The following is an 18473-nucleotide window of genomic DNA, read 5'->3' as shown; positions in this document are numbered from 1 at the left end:
GCTGAGAGACAGAATGCCTACAATTTCCGAAAAATCAGTTAAGCTGAATTTTTATGATTATTGATAGGTTTGCGCAATGTGTTGAACCAGCTCGGAAAACGCTTCGGGTGCCGGGACCTGCCCCGTAACCCATTGATATAAATCTTGATCATTTTCATGAAGCAGCCGGTCATAGAGGTCGAGATCCGCCTCTGACATGGCCGCGAGGTTGGCCTCAGCATAAGCGGACAGAAGAATATCCATCTCTTTGATTCCACGCCGCATCGACCGCATCTGCAAACGCTTCAGCCGGTTTTCGCGTGTTTCTGCCCCAGGGGTCTGTCCGCTCATGTGAGTCGCTCTCGTCTTATTGTGCTGCGTTCTGTAGCAGGTTCCGCAGTTTCTTTTCCAGACGCGCAGCGCGGTCCGAACCGGCGCGCAGCTCGGCGCGCAACTCGCGCAGCTCGCTAAGCACGGAAGAGAAATCGCCAGCTTCCAGTTCCAGCTCGCCCGGCTCGGGCATGCCGTCGCCTTCGCCCGTCAGCAGCCAGGTCATCGACACGTTCAGCAAGCCGGACATCATCGACAGTTTATTGGCGCGCGGCTCGGACAGGTCCTGTTCCCAGCCCGACAGGGTGCTTTTCTTGACGCCCAGACGCCGCGACAGCTGGCCCTGGGTCATGCCTGCCGCCTCTCTTGCAGCTGCCACGCGGTCGCCGAACGTCGCGGCCTCCGGTCCGAACCAGTCTGTTGTATCGTTGGCCATTTTGGCTCTCCCTTAATTGAACGCGCCAATGCCGCTTGATCGCGATTTGGCCGCACCCTATGACAGTTAACAGCAACATACAAACCGGGGCCACTCCGCCATGTCTTTTCTGTCAGCAACACTTTCTCGCGTAAAACCGTCACCCTCGATCGCCATCAGCACCCTTGCCGCCGAGCTGAAGGCGCAGGGGCGCGATGTGATCGGTCTGAGCGCCGGTGAGCCGGATTTCGACACGCCCCAGAACATCAAAGACTCCGCCGTCGCTGCCATCGCGGCGGGCAAGACGAAATACACAGCCCCAGACGGCATTCCCGAGCTGAAACAGGCGATCTGCGCCAAGATGAAGCGCGATCACGGGCTGGATTATACCCCGAAACAGGTCTCGGTCGGCACCGGCGGCAAACAGACGCTTTATAATGCGCTGATGGCGACGCTGAACCCGGGCGACGAGGTGATCATCCCGGCGCCTTACTGGGTCAGCTACCCCGACATGGTGCTGCTGGCTGGCGGAACCCCGGTCCCGGTCGAAGCCTCGCTGGAAAGCGATTTCAAACTGACGCCCGAGCAGCTGGAAGCCGCAATCACCCCGAAGACCAAGTGGTTCATCTTCAACTCGCCCTCCAACCCCAGCGGTGCGGGCTATAACCGGGCCGAGCTGAAGGCGTTGACCGACGTCCTGATGCGCCATCCGCATGTTTGGGTGATGACCGATGACATGTATGAACACCTGGTCTTTGACGGGTTCGAATTCTGCACCCCTGCCGAGGTGGAGCCGGGCCTTTACGAGCGGACCCTCACCTGCAACGGCGTGTCCAAGGCTTATGCCATGACCGGCTGGCGCATCGGTTATGCCGCAGGTCCCGAACATCTGATCGCCGCCATGCGCAAGGTGCAGTCGCAATCCACCTCGAACCCCTGCTCGATCAGTCAATGGGCCGCAGTCGAGGCGCTGAACGGTCCGCAGGATTTCATTGCCGAAAACAACGTCGCCTTCAAACGCCGCCGCGATCTGGTGGTGGCTGCGCTGAATGATATCGACGGGATCACCTGCCCAACGCCCGAAGGCGCCTTCTACGTCTACCCCTCCATCGCCGGACTTATTGGCAAGACCACGCCCAAGGGCACCGTCATCAGCGATGACGAAGCCTTCGCCACCGCGCTCCTGGAAGAGCAGGATGTGGCCGTGGTCTTTGGCGCGGCATTCGGTCTGTCCCCGAATTTCCGCATCAGCTACGCCACCTCGGACGAAGCGCTGGTAGAGGCCTGCCGCCGCATCAAAAGCTTCTGCGACACCCTCAGCTGAACCGGAGAGACCGCCTATGTCCGCTGCGCTGCCCGAGTATTACTTCCGTGTCCGCGAAAATGGGGCGTTCGTGTTCCGTGTGGATACGGAGAACCGCCAGCGCCGGATCGACATGGATCAGATCGCCGTTGTGAACACACGCAACGGCGAGATCCGCCCACATGGGGACCGCCAGCTTTCCGCGCGCGACATGGAGGCAATCGAGACCTGGATGGCCGACCGCATTGCCACGCTGGCGCGGCGGGACATTGATGATATCCACCGGGCGGTGGACCATTTGAACCTCACCGCCCATTGGGTGCAAAGCAAGGCCACCGACGAACAGCTGGATGAAGTCTCGGATGCATTGTTAATGGCGATGCACGACCTGCGCTCGGTTCTGGTCCGCAAGAAGGCCGACCAGCTGATGAAATCTCGCAAGGACTAAACCGGCCCGTCGCCGTTTCCCGTGGCCCTGATCAGATCGCGGCGGCAGGTACCCTATGGGCGGCCTGACGCCAGAACCGGATTAGCAGGAAGAACCCGGCACAGCTGAGCCCCAGCGCCAGCCCGTACCAGACCCCGACACCGCCCCAGCCAAAGGTAAAGCCGAACAGGTAGGAGGCCGGGATGCCGACCACCCAATAACTGAGCGCGGCGATCACCATCGGAACGCCGGTGTCCTGCACCCCGCGCAACAGCCCCAGAACCACCACCTGCATGCCGTCCATCAGCTGAAACAGCGCCGCCGCGGCCAACAGCCCGGCCCCGATAAGCAGGATTTGCGGTTTGTCTGGATCCTCGGTACCCAGAAACAGCGAAATCAGCGGATCCGGCGCGGTCAGGAACAGGATGATCGTCGCAACCGACATGGCCAGCGACAGGGCGATTACCACCTTCGCCCCGCGGGCCATATGTGGCCAGTCGCGGCGCCCATAGGCGTTGCCGGACCGGATCGTCGCCGCATTGCTGAGACCGAGGTGCACCATGAAGGTGAGGCCCGACAGCGTGATCGCAATCCCATGCGCCGCCAACGTGGCCGTGCCCAGCCAGCCCATCATCATCGCAGAGGCGGTGAACAGGCTGATCTCGCTGAGATTGGTCAGCCCGATCGGCACGCCAAGGCGGAAGACCTCGCGCAACATCTCCCAGTCGGGGCGGTGAAAATTACGCATCAGCTCGTGCTCGGCCAACGCCTTCAGGGCATATGCAAGCACTGCCACCAGCGACACAAGCTGCGTCAGCACCGAGGCAATCGCCGCACCCGTAATGCCCAGCTCTGGCGCGCCCCAGTGGCCAAAGATCAGCGCATAGTTCACCACGGCATTGACGAGAGCCGCCAGCACCGTAACCCAAAGCACGACCTGCGTGCGCTCCAGCGCCGCCAGATAGGATTTCAGCACCATCACCAGGAGCGCCGGGAACAGCCCCCAGCCTGCAATACGCAGATAGGCCGAGGCATCCGCCGCCACCCCCGGTTTCTGCCCCAGCATCAACAACAACGGCTCGGAATACCACAGCACCGGCATTGCCAGAACGCCGTAGGCCAGCGACAGCCACAGCCCCATGCGGGTGGAGCGTCGGATCTGGCGCTCTTCCCCAGCGCCTGCTGCGGCCGCCACCAGCGGCATCACGGCAAAGGCAAAGCCGGCCCCCAGCATGAAAAAGACAAAGAAACAGGATCCGGCCAGCGTCACCGCCGCCAGTTCATCGACGCCATACCAACCCAGCATGATGGTATCGGTCATGTTGATCGAGAACTGGGCCACATGGCCGCCGATCAGGGGCAGGCCCAGAACCGCCACGGCCCGGGCATGTGCACGATATGTCATCACAGTTTCCATGCTCTCGCATTAGGGCCACCCGCCCCCTCTGGCAAGAGGTTACGTCTCATCTTGAAACGTTCCTCCCTGGCTGCCAGTCCAACACTGCCAAACCCGAATGACGCAGTGTCACGCGGAAATTGCACAACATCCGCTACACATGTCGTGACCACGGGCTACCGTGGGGCCATTGGTTTCAACAGGAGAGCATTATGCGCGAACAGATTGCAGCGATCGGACTTGCGGCGGGACTGGCTGCGGGCACGGCGGCAGTGGCCGAAAACCGGATTGACCGGATCCGCCCCGATGCGCCCGAACTGGCGGCCTTTGGACCCCATCCGATCGGGGTACAGACGCTGACCTTCACCCACCCTGGACAACACGACATCCTCAATACAACGGCCGACAGTCAGCCGATCTATGACCGCCCTCTGACAGTCGAAGTCTGGTATCCGGCCGCGCCCGGCACCGAACCTGGCGGCAGCTATCGCACCGTCCTGCGTGATGGTGCGACCGAAGTCACGTTGCAGGGCCGTGCCGCCCGCGCGGCAGAGCCCGCAACCGGCACCCGCTATCCGCTGGTGGTGATCTCTCACGGCTATCCCGGCAACCGCTTCCTACTGTCGCATCTGGGCGAAAACCTGGCCTCCAAAGGCTATGTGACCGTCTCCATCGACCATACCGACAGCACTTACTCCGATCAGGCGGCCTTTGGCTCGACCCTGCTGAACCGCCCCATCGACCAGAGGTTCGTTATCGATCAGATGGCCGCCCTCGACGGCCCGCTGGGCGCCATCACCGATGTCTCGCAGACCGGCGTAATCGGCTATTCCATGGGAGGCTACGGTGCGCTGATCTTTGCCGGGGCGGGCGTGACCCAGGCCTCGACCGAATACAGCTGGGGTACGCCCGCCGGGCTGCTGTCGCGGCACCTGGCCGGATCGGACAGCCACAAGGCGCTGGTGGACGAGCGGGTCAAGGCGGTGATCTCCATCGGTCCCTGGGGCATGAACACCGGGTTCTGGGATGCCACCGGGCTGGCAGGCGTGGAAAAGCCAGTGATGATGATGGCAGGCAGCGCCGATGATGTGTCGAAATACCCCGCCATGCGGCAGATCTTCGAAGGCATGGTCAACACCGACCGGCATCTTCTGACCTTTGAGGCAGCCAACCACAATGCCGCCGCGCCGATGCCCGCCCCGATCGAAAGCTGGCAACCGGTGGAAACGCTCGATTTCGTGCCGTTTGAACACTATGCGGATGCGGTCTGGGACACCAACCGGATGAACAATATCGCACAGCATTTCGCCACGGCCTTCATGGATCTGCACCTGAAAGGCGCCGAGGACAAAGCCGCGTATCTGGAGCTGATCCCGCGCGCGGCGGATGGCGTCGTCGACACGGACGATGCGGGCAAGGAAGGCCCCGGTCATACCTATTGGAAAGGCTTTGCACCGCGCACCGCGCAGGGGCTGACTCTTGAAACCCTGCCCAAGGGCGAATAGTCACTTAGACAGCCAAGCCCCGCTGCCGGAGCAACCGGCTGGCGGGGCTGATCAGAACGACAGATCAGATCGCCCGCAACATGATCTGAACTGCCAGAAGCGCGATTACCCCTCCGGCCAGCAATTCAAGCCCCGCCGCCAGAGCCAGCGCGCCGCGCCCCTGCATCCGGTCCAGTGCGCCCTGTCGCAGGCTGACCGAGGCAATGGCCACCGCCACAGTCACACTGGCCGTGCCCAGCCCCATGGCAAAGGCCCCGGCGATCCCGGCGGGTAGCACATCCATGCGCCATGTCACCAAGAGAAGGAACACCGCGCCGGTACAGGGACGCAGCGCCACCGCGCCGATAATCGCCAGCGCATCGCGCAGCCCGTGAACCTGTGCCGCCTCTTCCAACGTCGGACCATGCCGGTGACCGCAGCTTGGGCAGGCATCTGCTGAATGATCGTGATCATGGTCGTGGCTGTGCATATGGCCATGGTCACAGGCCGCGACCAGCCCATCCACCTTCGCAGCAGAAGGATTTTGCCGCGCGCGCAGCAGGCGGCGCGTCCCGCGCTGGAACAGGTACACGCCCACCAGCGCGATCAGACCATAGGACAGCGGCGCCAGAACCTCCTCTGCGATGCTGGTCATGCGCTCCCGGCCCCAGTCCATCACGGTCAGGCCGCCTGCGACCAGCACAACCGCCGTCGCCGCCTGCGCCAGCGAGGAGGCCACCGCCAGCGCCGCCAACCGCCCCATGGCCACCGAGCGGTCCATACCGTAGCCGCCGATCACCAGCTTCCCGTGCCCCGGCCCTGCTGCGTGAAAGAACCCGTAGGCGAAACAGAGCGACAATAGCGAGATCAGCGCACCCGGTTGACCGGCCTTTAGCGCCCGCAGGCCCCGCGCCAGCGCCGATTGCGCCTCGCGCTGGCCAGAGGCCGCCCAGCGCGCCACATCCTGCGCCCCGCCAAATCCCCAAAGCCAGATCGCAATGACAAGGACCGCGAGTGCGGCGATTGCTGTAAGGACCCGCATCTCAGTCCCCGCAGATCAGCTGCACTGTATCGGCAAAGGCCTCTCCGACCTCCGGATAGGCGGCCTCAGCTTGATCAGCAGGCATGGCGTAAAGCAGTTCTTCGACCAGCGTGTAGGCACGGTCGAGATCCGGTTCGGTTATTTCGGCCCGGCACCCTGCCCCGACCGACACGCCCTGGTTGACCGTATAGGCCGTGTAGTAAGTGGGATCATAGGCCCGGATCACAACGGCCTCCGCCGGGACCGGCGCCTTCAGTCCGCGCCGGTGGCGGGTGGTGATCCGCCCGTCCACCACTTCGGTCGACAGGTGTTCTGGCGCCGTCAGGGCCAACGACGCGTCGTTCCGGGTCAGGTAGGTGTCCCCGGCATAGCCTGCGCTCCAATTGAGATCAAAGCCTTTGAGGCGCGCCAGTTCATCGTCGGTCAGGACGCCGTCCGCATCCGGGTCCAGCCCCAGATCCTCGAAAATTAGCAGCGAATAGAATTCGTCATAGGCCCAAGTGACCTCGACCGCCTCAAGCGCCCCGCCCGCGCCAATCTGCACCGCCAGACCGGTATCCACAAAGATATGCGGATGCGCCTGCACAGCAGCAGGCGCAAGAGCGGCCCAGGTGGCAAAGACCGGCCCTGCAAGGCGTTTTTGCAGCGTTTTCATGTCCTTTGGTTTAGCCGCAAGCCACGCTCCCAACAAGACGGCATCCCGCCGCGCCAAGGTGGATCGGCAAAGGTCAGCGCAGCCGGGAATTGGGGTGCAGCGCCTTGCCTAGAATATGGTCCGAGCGGTGGATCACATGATGTGCCTGACCGATGATCAGCGGATCCGGCGCCGTGGCGATTTCAGGGTCCTTTCCAGGATAATCCAGCGTGCTGAGGAAATGGCGCATGCAGTTCAGCCGCGCCCGTTTCTTGCAGTTGGATTTCACCACCGTCCACGGCGCATCTGCGGTGTCGGTGTAAAAGAACATCGCCTCTTTCGCCTCGGTATAGTCATCCCATTTGTCCAGCGAGGCCTTGTCGATCGGTGACAGCTTCCACTGTTTCAGCGGATCAGTCTCGCGCGATTTGAACCGGCGCAGCTGTTCGTCCTGCGTCACCGAGAACCAGTATTTGTAAAGTCGGATACCCGAGCGCACCAGCATCTGTTCCAGATCCGGTGTTTGGCGCATGAACTCCAGATATTCGCTCGGCTCGCAAAAGCCCATCACCCGCTCGACCCCGGCGCGATTGTACCAGGAGCGGTCATAAAGCACGATCTCGCCGCTGGTGGGCAGGTGTTGCAGGTAGCGTTGGAAATACCATTGCCCGCGCTCTTCGTCGGTCGGCTTGTTCAGCGCCACGACGCGTGCATGGCGGGGGTTCAGGTGCTCGGTAAAGCGTTTGATCGTGCCGCCCTTGCCCGCCGCATCACGCCCTTCGAACAGCATGACGAACTTTTCCCCTGTCTCCAGCGCCCAGTGCTGCACCTTCAGAAGCTCCGCCTGCAGCTTTGCCTTCTCTTCTTCATAGGCTTTGCGGGCCATTTTGCGGGCATAGGGATACTTGCCACTCTCAAAGGCGCGGCGGATTTCCTCAGGCGCGGGCGGGCGCGGCGTAGCGCCTGGCTGGGGGGTGCTGGTGTTCGCGGCGGCTGGCCCTGCGGGAACTGGCTGTGCGGGGGGTGTGGACATATGGAACTCCTTACAATCACATTTGCCGCCAGCTTAACGGCTTTGCTGCGCGAGCGCGCTGACCTGTATCAAAGGACCGGCGCAAATTGGGTGTCACGTGACGAAATCGTTGCGCCCTGTGCGGTCTGGCATCAGCCTGTTCTTGATAGCGCGGAGGATTTCAGCATGCAGGCAGGTTTCGAGACACTGAACGGCAAAGCCTTTTTCGTCCGCCGCTGGGGCGACCCTGCCCTGCCGCCACTGCTGATGCTGCACGGGTTTCCCGAATATGGCGGCGCCTGGCAGGAACTGGCCGAACGCCTGTGCCACAGGTTTCACTGCATCGCACCGGATCAGCGCGGATATGGCCAAAGCTGGGCACCGCAGGACGTAGGCGACTACGCCACCTCCAGACTGGTCACAGACATGGCGAATCTGATCCCTACGACCGGCGCCCCGGTCACCGTGCTGGGACACGACTGGGGCGCGGCAGTTGCCTATGGCCTGGCGATGTTCCGACCCAATCTGGTGTCGCGGCTGATCATCGCCAATGGTGTGCACCCCGTGCCCTTCCAGCGGGCGCTGGCTGCCGGTGGACCACAGGCCGCCGCCTCGCAATACATCGCGGACCTGCGGCGCGACGGATCGGAGGCAGATCTAATGGCCAATGATTTCGAAAAGCTACTGGCCCTGTTTGGTGCCCCGATGGATATGAGCTGGCTCAGCGGTGAACGGCTGGAGGCCTACAATGTGGAATGGTCCCGCCCCGGACGCCTTCGCGGCATGGTGAACTGGTACCGAGCCTCGCCCTTGCAACTGGCCCAGCCCGGCAGCCCGACCCCAATGCCGGACCTGCCGCTGAACCGGTTGCAGGTTCCCCAGCCGCACCTGCTGATCTGGGGCGCGGATGACAGCGCCCTTTTGCCCGAAGCGACCGAGGGGCTTGAGGAGTTCGCCCCCAACCTGACACGCATCACCCTGGGGGGCTGCGATCACTGGCTGCACCATCAAAGACCCGATGAGATGAGCCATGCGATCCTGACATGGTCAGAGCAAAGCGTCTGACGCGGGACTGGATCGCAGGCGCATCTGTCTTGCGTCTCGTCGCGGCTTACTTGTGCCCCCAGTCGTTCGGATCTTCCGAATTGTTGGGGCTGAGGCCCAGCACATCGCCATCGGTCGAGCAGCCAAGCCCCAGAACGGTCCGGTTGGCGTAGGAAAAATAGGCTGTGACCTGATTGATTTCGAGGATCTCCCCATCGTCAAACCCGGCATTGCGCATCGCCTGAATGTCGGATTGCTCAACACTCGCAGGCGCCTCGGTCAGCTTGCGCGCATAGCCCATCGCAACCTTCTGCGCAGGCTCCAGCGGTGCCGCCTCGGGATCGCGCGCCTCGATCGCAGCCCGGATAGCCAGACCGCGTTCTTCGTCCTGCAACAGGCGCTGCAACCCGGCAAAGTGATGCTCGACGCAATAGGCGCAGTCATTCAGAGAAGAAATCCAGACGCCAAGCACCTCCAAGAACCACTTGGGAATGGTGTTGCCGGTGTGGTGCAGGACGTTCTTGTAGATCGCCATATGCCCTTCCATCGAATGCGGGCGCAGGCTGTGCACCATCATGATGTTATCGACATTACCGCCCGGCCCGGTCACCCGGTCGTAAAGTTTCTTCAGCTTCCCGGTGGCCTCGTCAAAGGGGACGGTTCTGATCCACGCCATATGCACTCTCCTCTTGCTTTGCGGCAGCTTAACCAACCGCAGCGCCGGGGAAAGAGGTAAAGCCGAAACGAAGTGATCACAAATCGGACAGTTCTGCCCGGCGCGCCACCGCGGCAATGGCCGCAGTGATATCCTCGTCCCGCGTGCGGTGGTTCGTCAGCGCGGCGCGCAGCAGGACCCGGTCCCCCATGCGTGTGGTGGAAAATACCGCTTCGCCGCTTTCCTGCAGGTCCTGGGCGATTGCAGTATTAAGCCGCGTTTGCTCCGCAGCAGGCAGATCCTTCCGCGCGGTGAAGACGCAGACGTTCGACACCACCGCAGCGCCCAGCGCCATGCGCGGCTGTTTCTCGACCTCATCGGCCATCAGAGCCGCAAGTCGGCAGTTGTCGGTGATCGCTGCAGCAAGCGCCTCTTCACCATGCATTTCCAGCGCGCACCAGACCTTGAGGCCCCGATTGCCGCGTGACAGATCGATGCCATAGTCGCAGAACCACGGATCGCCGCCTGCCAACCCGCGTTCACCGCCCTCCAGATAGGCTGGGCGGGCGGCAAAGGCGGCGCGATGGGCGGCCTCATCCGCGATCAAAACCAGACCGCAGTCATAGCCCACATACATCCATTTATGGAAATCGAGCGCTATACTGTCGGCACGTCCGATCCCGTTGCTGAGGCCGCGCCATGGCTCCGCCGCGATGCGCGTCCAGGCGCCAAAGGCCCCGTCCACATGCAGCCACAGCCCGTGATCCACTGCCAGATCCGCAAGAGATTCGAGATCGTCGAACAGGCCCAGATCCACAGAGCCAGCAGTCCCGACAAGGAGGACGGGAACCGCACCTGCTTCCCGGTCCGCCGCGATCATGTCGGTCAGCGCCGCGGGGTCCATCTGCCCGTCCACCAGTGGCACCTGCCGCAGGTTCTCCGCGCCCACCCCGATCAGCTCCAGCGCCTTGCGGGTCGCATTATGCACCCCGACGCCTGCATAGGCCGTGAGCCGCACCGCGCCCTGCCCTGTCTGGCGCACCTCGGGCAAGGCCCGCACCCGCGCGGCCTGAAAGGCAATCACTGTTGCCTGCGACGTGCCCGTGGTCAGAACGCCACTGGCGCCCTCTGGCATCCCCATCCGGCGGCGTGTCCAGTCGATCACAGCGCGCTCCATGTAAACCGCACCATGATCGCGCCCGCCGACATTGGCGTTGACCACCGCGCCCGCCATGCCCGCGATCAGGTCGGAGGCCATCCCAGAGCCCTGCACCCAGCCCCAGAACCGGGGATGCACGTTGCCGCCATGATGCGGCAATACATCCCGCTCGATCCGTCCCACCAGATCACCGCCCTGCCCGATCCGATAGCGCGCAGGCAGATCACCGGGAACCGGTTGCCAGGGACGGTCACGGATCTGTTCCAGCTGGTCCAGCGATGCCTCCAGCATCCGGTGCGCCTCGGCACGGAATGCGGTCCAATCCTTTGGGTCCAGCCCATCACCCTTGCTCATGCCCGTCCCCTCTCTCGCGCGATTTGCCTCCTTACATGGCACAGCGCCGCAGGGTTATCCACAGGCCCCGTCGCCCTCTTCCCCGCGGCGCTGACACCTGCCATAATGCCCCTTAACCAAAAGCAACCAAGAGCAGCCCGAAACAGATGGCCAACGATCTCCTGAGCACGCCTGACGCCGAAACCTATGACGCCTCCTCGATCGAGGTTCTGGAGGGGCTTGAACCCGTCCGCCAGCGGCCCGGCATGTATATCGGCGGCACGGACGAACGCGCGCTGCACCACATGGTGGCCGAGATCCTCGACAACTCGATGGACGAGGCGGTCGCCGGCCATGCCAACCGGATCGAGGTCGAGCTGCACGCCGATTACTCGGTCACCATCCGTGACAACGGCCGCGGCATCCCGATCGACCCGCACCCCAAGTTTCCCGACAAATCCGCGCTTGAGGTGATCCTCTGTACCCTGCACGCGGGCGGCAAATTCTCGGGCAAGGCCTATCAGACCTCGGGCGGCCTGCACGGGGTTGGCTCCTCGGTGGTGAACGCCCTGTCTGATCTGATGGTCGTGCAGGTGGCCAAGAACAAGGAACTGTTCGAACAACGGTTCTCCCGCGGGATCCCGCAGGGGCCGGTTGAAAAGGTCGGTGCCGCCCCCAACCGGCGCGGCACATCGGTCACCTTCCACGCGGATGAGCAGATCTTTGGCTCGCACCGCTTCAAGCCCAAGCGGCTGATGACGCTGGTGCGCTCCAAGGCCTACCTGTTCTCGGGCGTGGAAATCCGCTGGAAATCCGCCATCGACGACGGTGAAACCCCGACCGAGGCGACCTTCCACTTCCCCGGCGGGCTCAGGGATTACCTCTCCGAGGTGCTGGGTAAGGCCACGACCTATGCCGATGCGCCTTTTGGCGGCAAGGTGGAGTTCCGCGAAAAATTCGGCGAGCCGGGCTATGTGGAATGGGCGATCAACTGGACGCCCGCCCGCGACGGCTTCATCCAGAGCTACTGTAACACCGTCCCCACCCCTGAAGGCGGCACCCATGTCGCCGGTTTCTGGGCCGCGATCCTGAAAGGCATCAAGGCCTATGGCGAGCTGGTCGGCAACAAGAAGGCCACGCAGATCTCGCGCGAAGACCTGATGACCGGGGGCTGCGCGCTGGTTTCCTGCTTTATCGCGGACCCCGCATTCGTCGGCCAGACCAAGGACCGCCTGTCGACCGAAAGCGCCAGCAAGATGGTGGAAAACTCGGTCCGCGACCACTTTGACAACTGGTTGGCCGCCGATACCAAATCGGCCGGCGCCATCCTCGATTTCCTGATCCTGCGGGCCGAGGAGCGCCTGCGCCGCAAGCAGGAGAAAGAGACCCAGCGCAAGAGCGCCACCAAGAAACTGCGCCTGCCGGGTAAGCTGACCGATTGTACGTCAAAAGACCGGCGCGGCACCGAGCTGTTCATCGTCGAGGGCGACTCGGCCGGTGGCTCGGGCAAGGGCGCGCGCAGCCGTGAATATCAGGCGTTGCTGCCGCTTAAGGGTAAGATCCTGAACGTTCTGGGCGCGGCTTCTAACAAGCTGGGATCGAACCAGGAGATCAGCGACCTGTGCGAGGCGCTGGGGGTTGGCCTTGGCACCAAGTTCAACCTCGATGATCTGCGCTATGACAAGATCATCATCATGACCGATGCGGATGTCGACGGCGCGCATATCGCCTCGCTGCTGATGACCTTCTTCTTCACCCAGATGCGCCCGCTGATCGATGGCGGTCACCTCTACCTCGCCTGCCCGCCCCTGTTCCGCCTAACGCAAGGCGCGAAACGGGTCTATTGCCTGGATGAGGCAGAGCGGGACAAATGGCTGGAAAAGGGTCTGGGCGGCAAGGGCAAGATCGATGTCTCCCGCTTCAAGGGTCTGGGTGAAATGGATGCCAAGGACCTGAAAGAGACCACGATGGACCCCAAGACCCGCAAGCTGATCCGGGTGACGATTGACGAGGACGAACCGGGCGAGACCGGCGATCTGGTGGAGCGTCTGATGGGCAAGAAACCCGAACTGCGGTTCCAGTATATTCAGGAGAACGCGAAGTTCGTGGAGGAGTTGGATGTTTGAGGTGTTGGTCTCATACAATTCAGAATTGAGGTAAGCACCGATGGGTGACAGCAGCCATTACTCCGAGTCCATTGCCCGACTTGAAAAGGCAGTGGACTTGCGCGAGCGTCTCCCGGACAATGTTGAACTCCTGCGATCAGAAGTGGAGACCTTGTCTGCTCAATCATCGGAGCAGTCCCAACAGATGGATCGCATAATTGAACTTCTAGAGCGAAATAGTGAGATTCTAGAAAGCATTGACCACGCTCATTATTACAAGGTCCGCCCCGAAAGTGTCCAATTGACGCGCATTATTATCCTCCTTGTTGTGATAGCGGCAATTGGACTAGCCTCGCTCTTTCTCTGAGCACCTCGCGTCGAACTCACCAAGACTGACACAAGGCCCGTGCCTGACCTTGGGGAGGCGTGAAGCGCCTTCCCGGGGGGAAGGTCAGGCGCGGGCCGTGCGGCTAACGCCCCACGTCCCAAGGGGCCACCTTGCAGGCGTTGCATCTTGGGGAAAGCGTTTCAGCGATGGGCTCCGCCCGTTCTTACCCCAAACAGTGCCCCGCACTGTTTGCCGCTGCGCGGTCCGGGACGAACTCCCGGGGGGAAGGTCAGGCGCGGGCCGTACCGCTGCGCGCCACGCCCCAAGGGGATACCCTGCAGGCATTGCATCTTGGGGAAGGCGTTTCAGCGATGGGCTCCGCCCGTTCTTACCCCAAACAGTGTCCCGCACTGTTTGCCGCTGCGCGGTCCGGGACGAACTCCCGGGGGAAGGTCAGGCGCGGGCCGTGCGGCTGACGCCTCACGCCCCAAGGGGCTACCTTGCAGGCGGTGTATCTTGGGGAAGGCGTTGACGCGTGGGGCTCCGCCCGTTCACGCCTCAAACAGTCCCCCGGACTGTTTGTCCCTTCGGGATCCGGCGTGAACCCCGGATGTAAGGCCAGGCGCGGGCCTCGCCGCTACGCGCCACGCCCCAAGGGACCACCTTGCAGGCGGTGCATCCTGACTTCCCTCCTCCACAGACAGCCTGAAATCACCGTGGCTTTCGCACGGGGCAGCGGCTAACCTCCGGCCAAAACAGGGAGACAGAAATGACCGCCACCATGACCCCCGCGGATCTGCAATCCGTTCTGGCCGAAGGCTTCGCCGATTGGGTGCAGGCGCTGGATCTGACCGTGACCGAGGCCAGCCCGGAACAGACCACCCTGCGCATGCCGCTGACGCCGAACCTTGCCCGCATGGGCGGCATCGTCTCGGGGCAGGCGCTGGCGGCGCTGGCCGATACCTCGATGGTGCTGGCGGCCTTTGCCCATCAGGGCGGCGTGCGCCCGCTGGCAACCACCGATCTGCACACGCAATTCCTGCGCCCCGGGGTGGGCAGCGCGATCCTCTGCCGGGCGCAGGTGGTGCGGGCAGGCAAGGCGCTGGTATTTGCCCGCGCCGAGATGAGCGAAGAGGACAGCGACAAACTGGTCGCCACCGCCACCGCCAGCTTCTTTGCCGCCTGAGGTGAGGCGCAAAACGGCTATACCGCCCTTCCTTGCTGCGCTAGCGTGACCTCATGATCCTGCGTATATTCCTGATTGCCCTGATCCTCGCCTCCTGCGGGCGCGAGCTGACGCAGCAGGAGCGTGCCTTTCTGTCGGACATTCACGGCAGCGACCTGAAGCCGGAAAAGGTACGCATCATAGACGGTGCGCCGGTGGCCGCGACCACCTTCCGCCGCAAACCGCGCCCGCGCGTGGCCTGCCGCGAACGTATCCTGCCGCCAGTGAAGGACGAGATCGTCACATCCTCCCCCGCAGCGGTGACGCTGTTCAACCGGATCTATTATATCCGCGACTGGTACACCGAGAATTACCTGCCTGCTTATCCTGAGCGCCTGTATCTGGTGGAGGCGATGCTGCTGGCCCATGAGGTGACCCATGTCTGGCAATGGCAGAACCGGGCGCGCACCGGATATACCCCGCTGCGCGCCGCGGCCGAGCATCGCGGCAACCCCGATCCCTATCTGTTCGAACTGGACCAGAGCCCCGATTTCCTGAGCTATGGCTATGAACAGCAAGGCGCCATCGTCGAGGAATACGTCTGCTGCCGCGCGCTGGCGCCACAGGGCGCCCGCACCCAGCGGCTGCATGCCATGCTGAAGGATGTGATGCCGGTTTCGGACCTGCCGCAAAGCCGCCAGAGCGACGTCTACCTGCCCTGGAAAGGCGCCGATCTGCGCGGCATCTGTAGCTGAGGCATATGCTGCGGCTCAGCCTTCGGCCTGGATGCTTTCGAGGTAGGTCATCAGCGCCGCGAGAGGGCGCGGTGTCGGCGACAGGGTGCCTTCGACCTCAACCGGAATCAGCTCGCCTTCCAGCAGGGCGCCGAATTCCGGCATGTATTCGGCGCTGACCTTGCCGCGTCCGTAGCCATCGATCTGCGACAGCACTGCAGCGCGCGGGAACGCACCGTCATGGCGCGCGCTGATCTTGCGCAGGTCGGGCGCATCAAGCGTGGTCTCACGCTGGGCGAGATTACCATTTTCGCCATGGCACAGCGCGCAGTTCTGATTGAACAGGATCTGTCCTTCCTGCGCGGTGGGCATGCTGTTGACGATTTCGGTGCAGGCCACGGCAAGCCCGGCCACAAGCGGCAGCATGCAAAGGATCGTTTTGGTCTTCATGGCATCGTTCCTGTCGTTCTGGCCGCAACCGTCTCAGTCAGGGGCACTGTAACCGGCAGGTTTTGCAGCGTAAACCGGCGGCGGCAGAGATGCACCCAGAAACAGGGGCCGCGTGCGCGCGGGCCTATTGCGGCGCGGCCGCCACCGCCCCGTCCTCGAGATGCAGAACCCGGTCCATCCGCGCGGCAAGGTCAAGGTTATGGGTCGCGATCAGCGCCGACAGGCCAGAACTGCGCACCAGATCCATCAAGACGCCAAAAACCTGATCCGACGTCCCCGGATCCAGATTTCCGGTCGGCTCGTCCGCCAGCAGCACACGCGGCTGGTTGGCCAGAGCCCGGCAAAAGGCAACCCGCTGCTGCTCGCCTCCGGACATTGCTGCCGGACGGTGCCCGGCGCGGGCCGAAAGGCCGACAAGATCCAGCAACTCTGCCGCACGCGCCCGAGCCGCCTTCTGACTGGCGCCATTGGCCAGTTGCGGCAGGACGATGTTTTCTGCGGCAGTGAATTCGGGCAACAGGTGGTGGAACTGGTAGATAAAGCCCACATCGCTACGCCGCAGACCGGTGCGCGCCCGCTCGCCGAGCCCGGTGACATCCTGCCCACCGATACACAGGCTGCCCTCGTCCGGGGTATCCAGCAGACCGGCGATATGCAGAAGGGTCGACTTGCCTGCGCCAGACGGCGCGACAAGGGCCACGACCTCGCCCGGTTTCAGGGACAGATCGACACCCCGCAGCACATCCACCTGCGCCGCGCTGCCCCGGTTATAGGACTTGCTGATGCCTTTCAGCTCCAGCGCCAATGCGGCTGCCTGCGATACCTGATCATTCATAGCGCAGGGCCTCCACCGGGTTCAGCCGTGCCGCGCGACGCGCCGGAAAGATCGTCACCACGAAAGACAGGCCAAGCGACAGGGCAACGGCCGAGAGCACATCGGGCAGGTTCAGCTCTGCCGGAAGCGCATAGATGCCCCGGATCGACGGATCCCAGACCCCGCCGCCCATCGCGTAGTTCACGAAGGAGAAGATCGGATCAATATAGATCGCGAAGAGGCAGCCCAAGACCACACCGCAAAGTGTACCAATCACACCGGTAAAGGCACCACAGATGAAGAACACCCGCATCACCGATCCTTCGCTCAGGCCGATGGTGCGCAGGATACCGATATCGCGGCCCTTATTCTTGACCAGCATGATCAGCCCCGAAACGATGTTCATCGTGGCGATCAGCACCAGAATGGACAGGATGATGAACATCACGTTGTCCTCCACCTCCAGCGCGCGCAGGAACCCGCCAGAGGCATCGCGCCAGGTCCAGGCCCCGATCCCCTGTCCCGCCGCGCGCAGCAGCGGCAGCACCAATAGATCGACCTTTTCCGGGTCAGCCACCATGACCTCGATCTCGTCAGCCACGCCTTCACGGTTGAAGAACGCCTGCGCCGCGTCAAACGGCATATAAAGCCGGGTGCGGTCGATGTCATAGCGCCCTGCCGTGAAGATATAGACCACCTCATAGGCGTTGATGCGCGGGCTGGTACCAAAGGGGGTTTTGACCCCATTGGGAGAGATCAGCTTGATCCGGTCGCCGACACTGACGCCTAACTCGCGCGCCACGCCGGACCCGATCGCCACGCCATCCCCGAACCGCTCCAGATCGCCAAGGCTTTCCTCGCTTTGGGCGACGCCGGGAATGGCCTCCAGATCCGCGGCAGCGATACCAAAGACCTCGACCCCGGCATTGCGCTGGCGCAGGTTGGCCATCACCTGCCCTTTGATCAGCGGCGCGGCGCGGATCACACCGGGCACCTGCGATGCTGCTGCGGCCATCTCGGTGTAGTCTTCCAAGGTCCGGTCGATATTGCCCTCTGCCGTGACCTGCCCATGAGAATAGAGCGTCACATGCGCATTGGCGCCCAGGATGGTGCCGACGAATTCCGACCTGAACCCCGAACGCACAGCCAGCGTGGCGATCAGTGCGAACACCGCCAGAGTGATCCCGATCAGGCTGATCCAGGTCATCACGCTGACGCCGCCCTCGGCCCTGCGCGCACGCAGGTAGCGCCAGGCGATCATCCATTCAAAACGTGAAAACGGCGGAGGTGTCGTGGCCATGTGTGGTCCTGCCCGGGAGATTTGCGGACAACCTGTGCTGTCCGGCGTGCAGGGTCAAGGCAAGGCTGCATTGCCAAGGCGGTTTTGGTTTCGTGGCTGGCCATCTCGCGACGGTTCCGCGCGGCGGCGGGTCCCCTGCTCTCACTCGGGAAGCCACCAAGAGATGCTCGCCCCCCACTTACGTAATTCTACTTAAGATTGTGCAAATTGGCGATTCATCTGATTGTATATATTCAAGGAAAGTCTGAAAAACCTCGTGCTCTTAGCGTGTTGCGGTAGACTGAGCGGGACCTTGAAGGATGCCCGCCGATGCCCAAACAGCCCGCCTTTCCTGCGCTACGCCAGTCGATGAAGAAGAAACAGA

At 62.8% G+C, this 18473-nt stretch carries 19 protein-coding genes; 8 read left to right on the top strand and 11 right to left on the bottom strand.

Annotated features, from left to right (window positions below; all coding sequences use genetic code 11):
• Positions 1 to 57: 57 nt before the first annotated feature.
• On the bottom strand, positions 58 to 330 hold the full coding sequence (locus AAFO90_RS12905) for a succinate dehydrogenase assembly factor 2 (protein WP_274838493.1): 273 nt from the start codon (positions 328 to 330) through the stop codon (positions 58 to 60).
• Between the two features lie 16 nt (positions 331 to 346).
• On the bottom strand, positions 347 to 745 hold the full coding sequence (locus tag AAFO90_RS12900; RefSeq protein ID WP_274828393.1) for a helix-turn-helix domain-containing protein: 399 nt from the start codon (positions 743 to 745) through the stop codon (positions 347 to 349).
• Positions 746 to 845: 100 nt separating this feature from the next.
• Here AAFO90_RS12900 and AAFO90_RS12895 point away from each other — a divergent pair, with 100 nt between their 5' ends.
• Both AAFO90_RS12895 and AAFO90_RS12890 read left to right on the top strand, forming a co-directional pair.
• Positions 846 to 2048: a pyridoxal phosphate-dependent aminotransferase gene (locus AAFO90_RS12895; protein WP_347509655.1), complete on the top strand. Its 1203-nt coding sequence runs from the start codon at positions 846 to 848 to the stop codon at positions 2046 to 2048.
• Positions 2049 to 2064: 16 nt separating this feature from the next.
• Positions 2065 to 2475 carry a hypothetical protein gene (locus tag AAFO90_RS12890; protein ID WP_065270725.1) on the top strand — a complete coding sequence of 137 codons (411 nt, stop codon included), beginning with the start codon at positions 2065 to 2067 and terminating at the stop codon, positions 2473 to 2475.
• 31 nt (positions 2476 to 2506) lie between these two features.
• On the opposite strand, the gene AAFO90_RS12885 is transcribed toward AAFO90_RS12890, so the two are convergent.
• Positions 2507 to 3859, bottom strand: a complete 1353-nt coding sequence (locus AAFO90_RS12885) for an MATE family efflux transporter (protein WP_347509654.1) — start codon at positions 3857 to 3859, stop codon at positions 2507 to 2509.
• A 203-nt stretch (positions 3860 to 4062) separates the two neighbouring features.
• Here AAFO90_RS12885 and AAFO90_RS12880 point away from each other — a divergent pair, with 203 nt between their 5' ends.
• A complete protein-coding gene (locus tag AAFO90_RS12880; protein WP_347509653.1) occupies positions 4063 to 5355 on the top strand; it encodes a dienelactone hydrolase family protein in 1293 nt (430 codons plus the stop codon).
• A gap of 64 nt (positions 5356 to 5419) precedes the next feature.
• On the opposite strand, the gene AAFO90_RS12875 is transcribed toward AAFO90_RS12880, so the two are convergent.
• The 3 genes from AAFO90_RS12875 to ppk2 all read right to left on the bottom strand — a co-directional run bounded on the left by AAFO90_RS12875 (position 5420) and on the right by ppk2 (position 8043).
• The gene (locus tag AAFO90_RS12875; protein WP_347509652.1) at positions 5420 to 6376 is read right to left on the bottom strand and encodes a hypothetical protein; all 957 of its coding nucleotides are present in this window, start codon (positions 6374 to 6376) and stop codon (positions 5420 to 5422) included.
• A 1-nt stretch (position 6377) separates the two neighbouring features.
• Positions 6378 to 7031, bottom strand: coding sequence for a DUF1007 family protein (locus tag AAFO90_RS12870; protein ID WP_347509651.1), 654 nt, complete (start codon positions 7029 to 7031; stop codon positions 6378 to 6380).
• A gap of 73 nt (positions 7032 to 7104) precedes the next feature.
• Complete coding sequence (gene ppk2, locus AAFO90_RS12865; RefSeq protein ID WP_274828388.1) at positions 7105 to 8043, bottom strand: polyphosphate kinase 2; 939 nt, start codon at positions 8041 to 8043, stop codon at positions 7105 to 7107.
• A 165-nt stretch (positions 8044 to 8208) separates the two neighbouring features.
• On the opposite strand from ppk2, the gene AAFO90_RS12860 reads away from it, so the two are divergent.
• The gene (locus AAFO90_RS12860; RefSeq protein ID WP_347509650.1) at positions 8209 to 9087 is read left to right on the top strand and encodes an alpha/beta hydrolase; all 879 of its coding nucleotides are present in this window, start codon (positions 8209 to 8211) and stop codon (positions 9085 to 9087) included.
• 46 nt (positions 9088 to 9133) lie between these two features.
• Here AAFO90_RS12860 and AAFO90_RS12855 read toward each other — a convergent pair whose 3' ends face one another.
• Entirely contained in the window at positions 9134 to 9742 is a 609-nt protein-coding gene (locus AAFO90_RS12855) for a peroxidase-related enzyme (protein ID WP_274838488.1), read from the bottom strand.
• A 76-nt stretch (positions 9743 to 9818) separates the two neighbouring features.
• Complete coding sequence (locus AAFO90_RS12850) at positions 9819 to 11234, bottom strand: pyridoxal-dependent decarboxylase (RefSeq protein ID WP_347509649.1); 1416 nt, start codon at positions 11232 to 11234, stop codon at positions 9819 to 9821.
• Between the two features lie 146 nt (positions 11235 to 11380).
• On the opposite strand from AAFO90_RS12850, the gene parE reads away from it, so the two are divergent.
• From parE to AAFO90_RS12830, 4 genes are all read left to right on the top strand, one after another.
• Positions 11381 to 13339, top strand: a complete 1959-nt coding sequence (gene parE, locus AAFO90_RS12845; protein WP_274835703.1) for a DNA topoisomerase IV subunit B — start codon at positions 11381 to 11383, stop codon at positions 13337 to 13339.
• 40 nt (positions 13340 to 13379) lie between these two features.
• Positions 13380 to 13685, top strand: a complete 306-nt coding sequence (locus tag AAFO90_RS12840) for a hypothetical protein (protein WP_347509648.1) — start codon at positions 13380 to 13382, stop codon at positions 13683 to 13685.
• A gap of 730 nt (positions 13686 to 14415) precedes the next feature.
• The gene (locus AAFO90_RS12835) at positions 14416 to 14832 is read left to right on the top strand and encodes a PaaI family thioesterase (protein ID WP_347509647.1); all 417 of its coding nucleotides are present in this window, start codon (positions 14416 to 14418) and stop codon (positions 14830 to 14832) included.
• 53 nt (positions 14833 to 14885) lie between these two features.
• Entirely contained in the window at positions 14886 to 15566 is a 681-nt protein-coding gene (locus AAFO90_RS12830) for a hypothetical protein (RefSeq protein WP_347509646.1), read from the top strand.
• Positions 15567 to 15581: 15 nt separating this feature from the next.
• On the opposite strand, the gene AAFO90_RS12825 is transcribed toward AAFO90_RS12830, so the two are convergent.
• The 3 genes from AAFO90_RS12825 to AAFO90_RS12815 all read right to left on the bottom strand — a co-directional run bounded on the left by AAFO90_RS12825 (position 15582) and on the right by AAFO90_RS12815 (position 18109).
• Positions 15582 to 15995, bottom strand: a complete 414-nt coding sequence (locus AAFO90_RS12825) for a cytochrome c (protein ID WP_347509645.1) — start codon at positions 15993 to 15995, stop codon at positions 15582 to 15584.
• Positions 15996 to 16119: 124 nt separating this feature from the next.
• On the bottom strand, positions 16120 to 16830 hold the full coding sequence (locus tag AAFO90_RS12820; protein ID WP_347509644.1) for an ABC transporter ATP-binding protein: 711 nt from the start codon (positions 16828 to 16830) through the stop codon (positions 16120 to 16122).
• Positions 16823 to 18109 (bottom strand): lipoprotein-releasing ABC transporter permease subunit, encoded by a 1287-nt coding sequence (locus AAFO90_RS12815; RefSeq protein ID WP_347509643.1) that lies wholly within the window; start codon positions 18107 to 18109, stop codon positions 16823 to 16825. Before AAFO90_RS12815 ends, AAFO90_RS12820 begins: the two co-directional genes overlap by 8 nt.
• Positions 18110 to 18473 lie beyond the last annotated feature (364 nt).

Source organism: Phaeobacter sp. CAU 1743, assembly GCF_039839315.1.
GTDB classification, from domain to species: domain Bacteria; phylum Pseudomonadota; class Alphaproteobacteria; order Rhodobacterales; family Rhodobacteraceae; genus Phycobacter; species Phycobacter gallaeciensis_A.
Note: the sequence above shows the minus strand (reverse complement) of the source record. Positions and strands in the feature narration are given on the sequence as shown.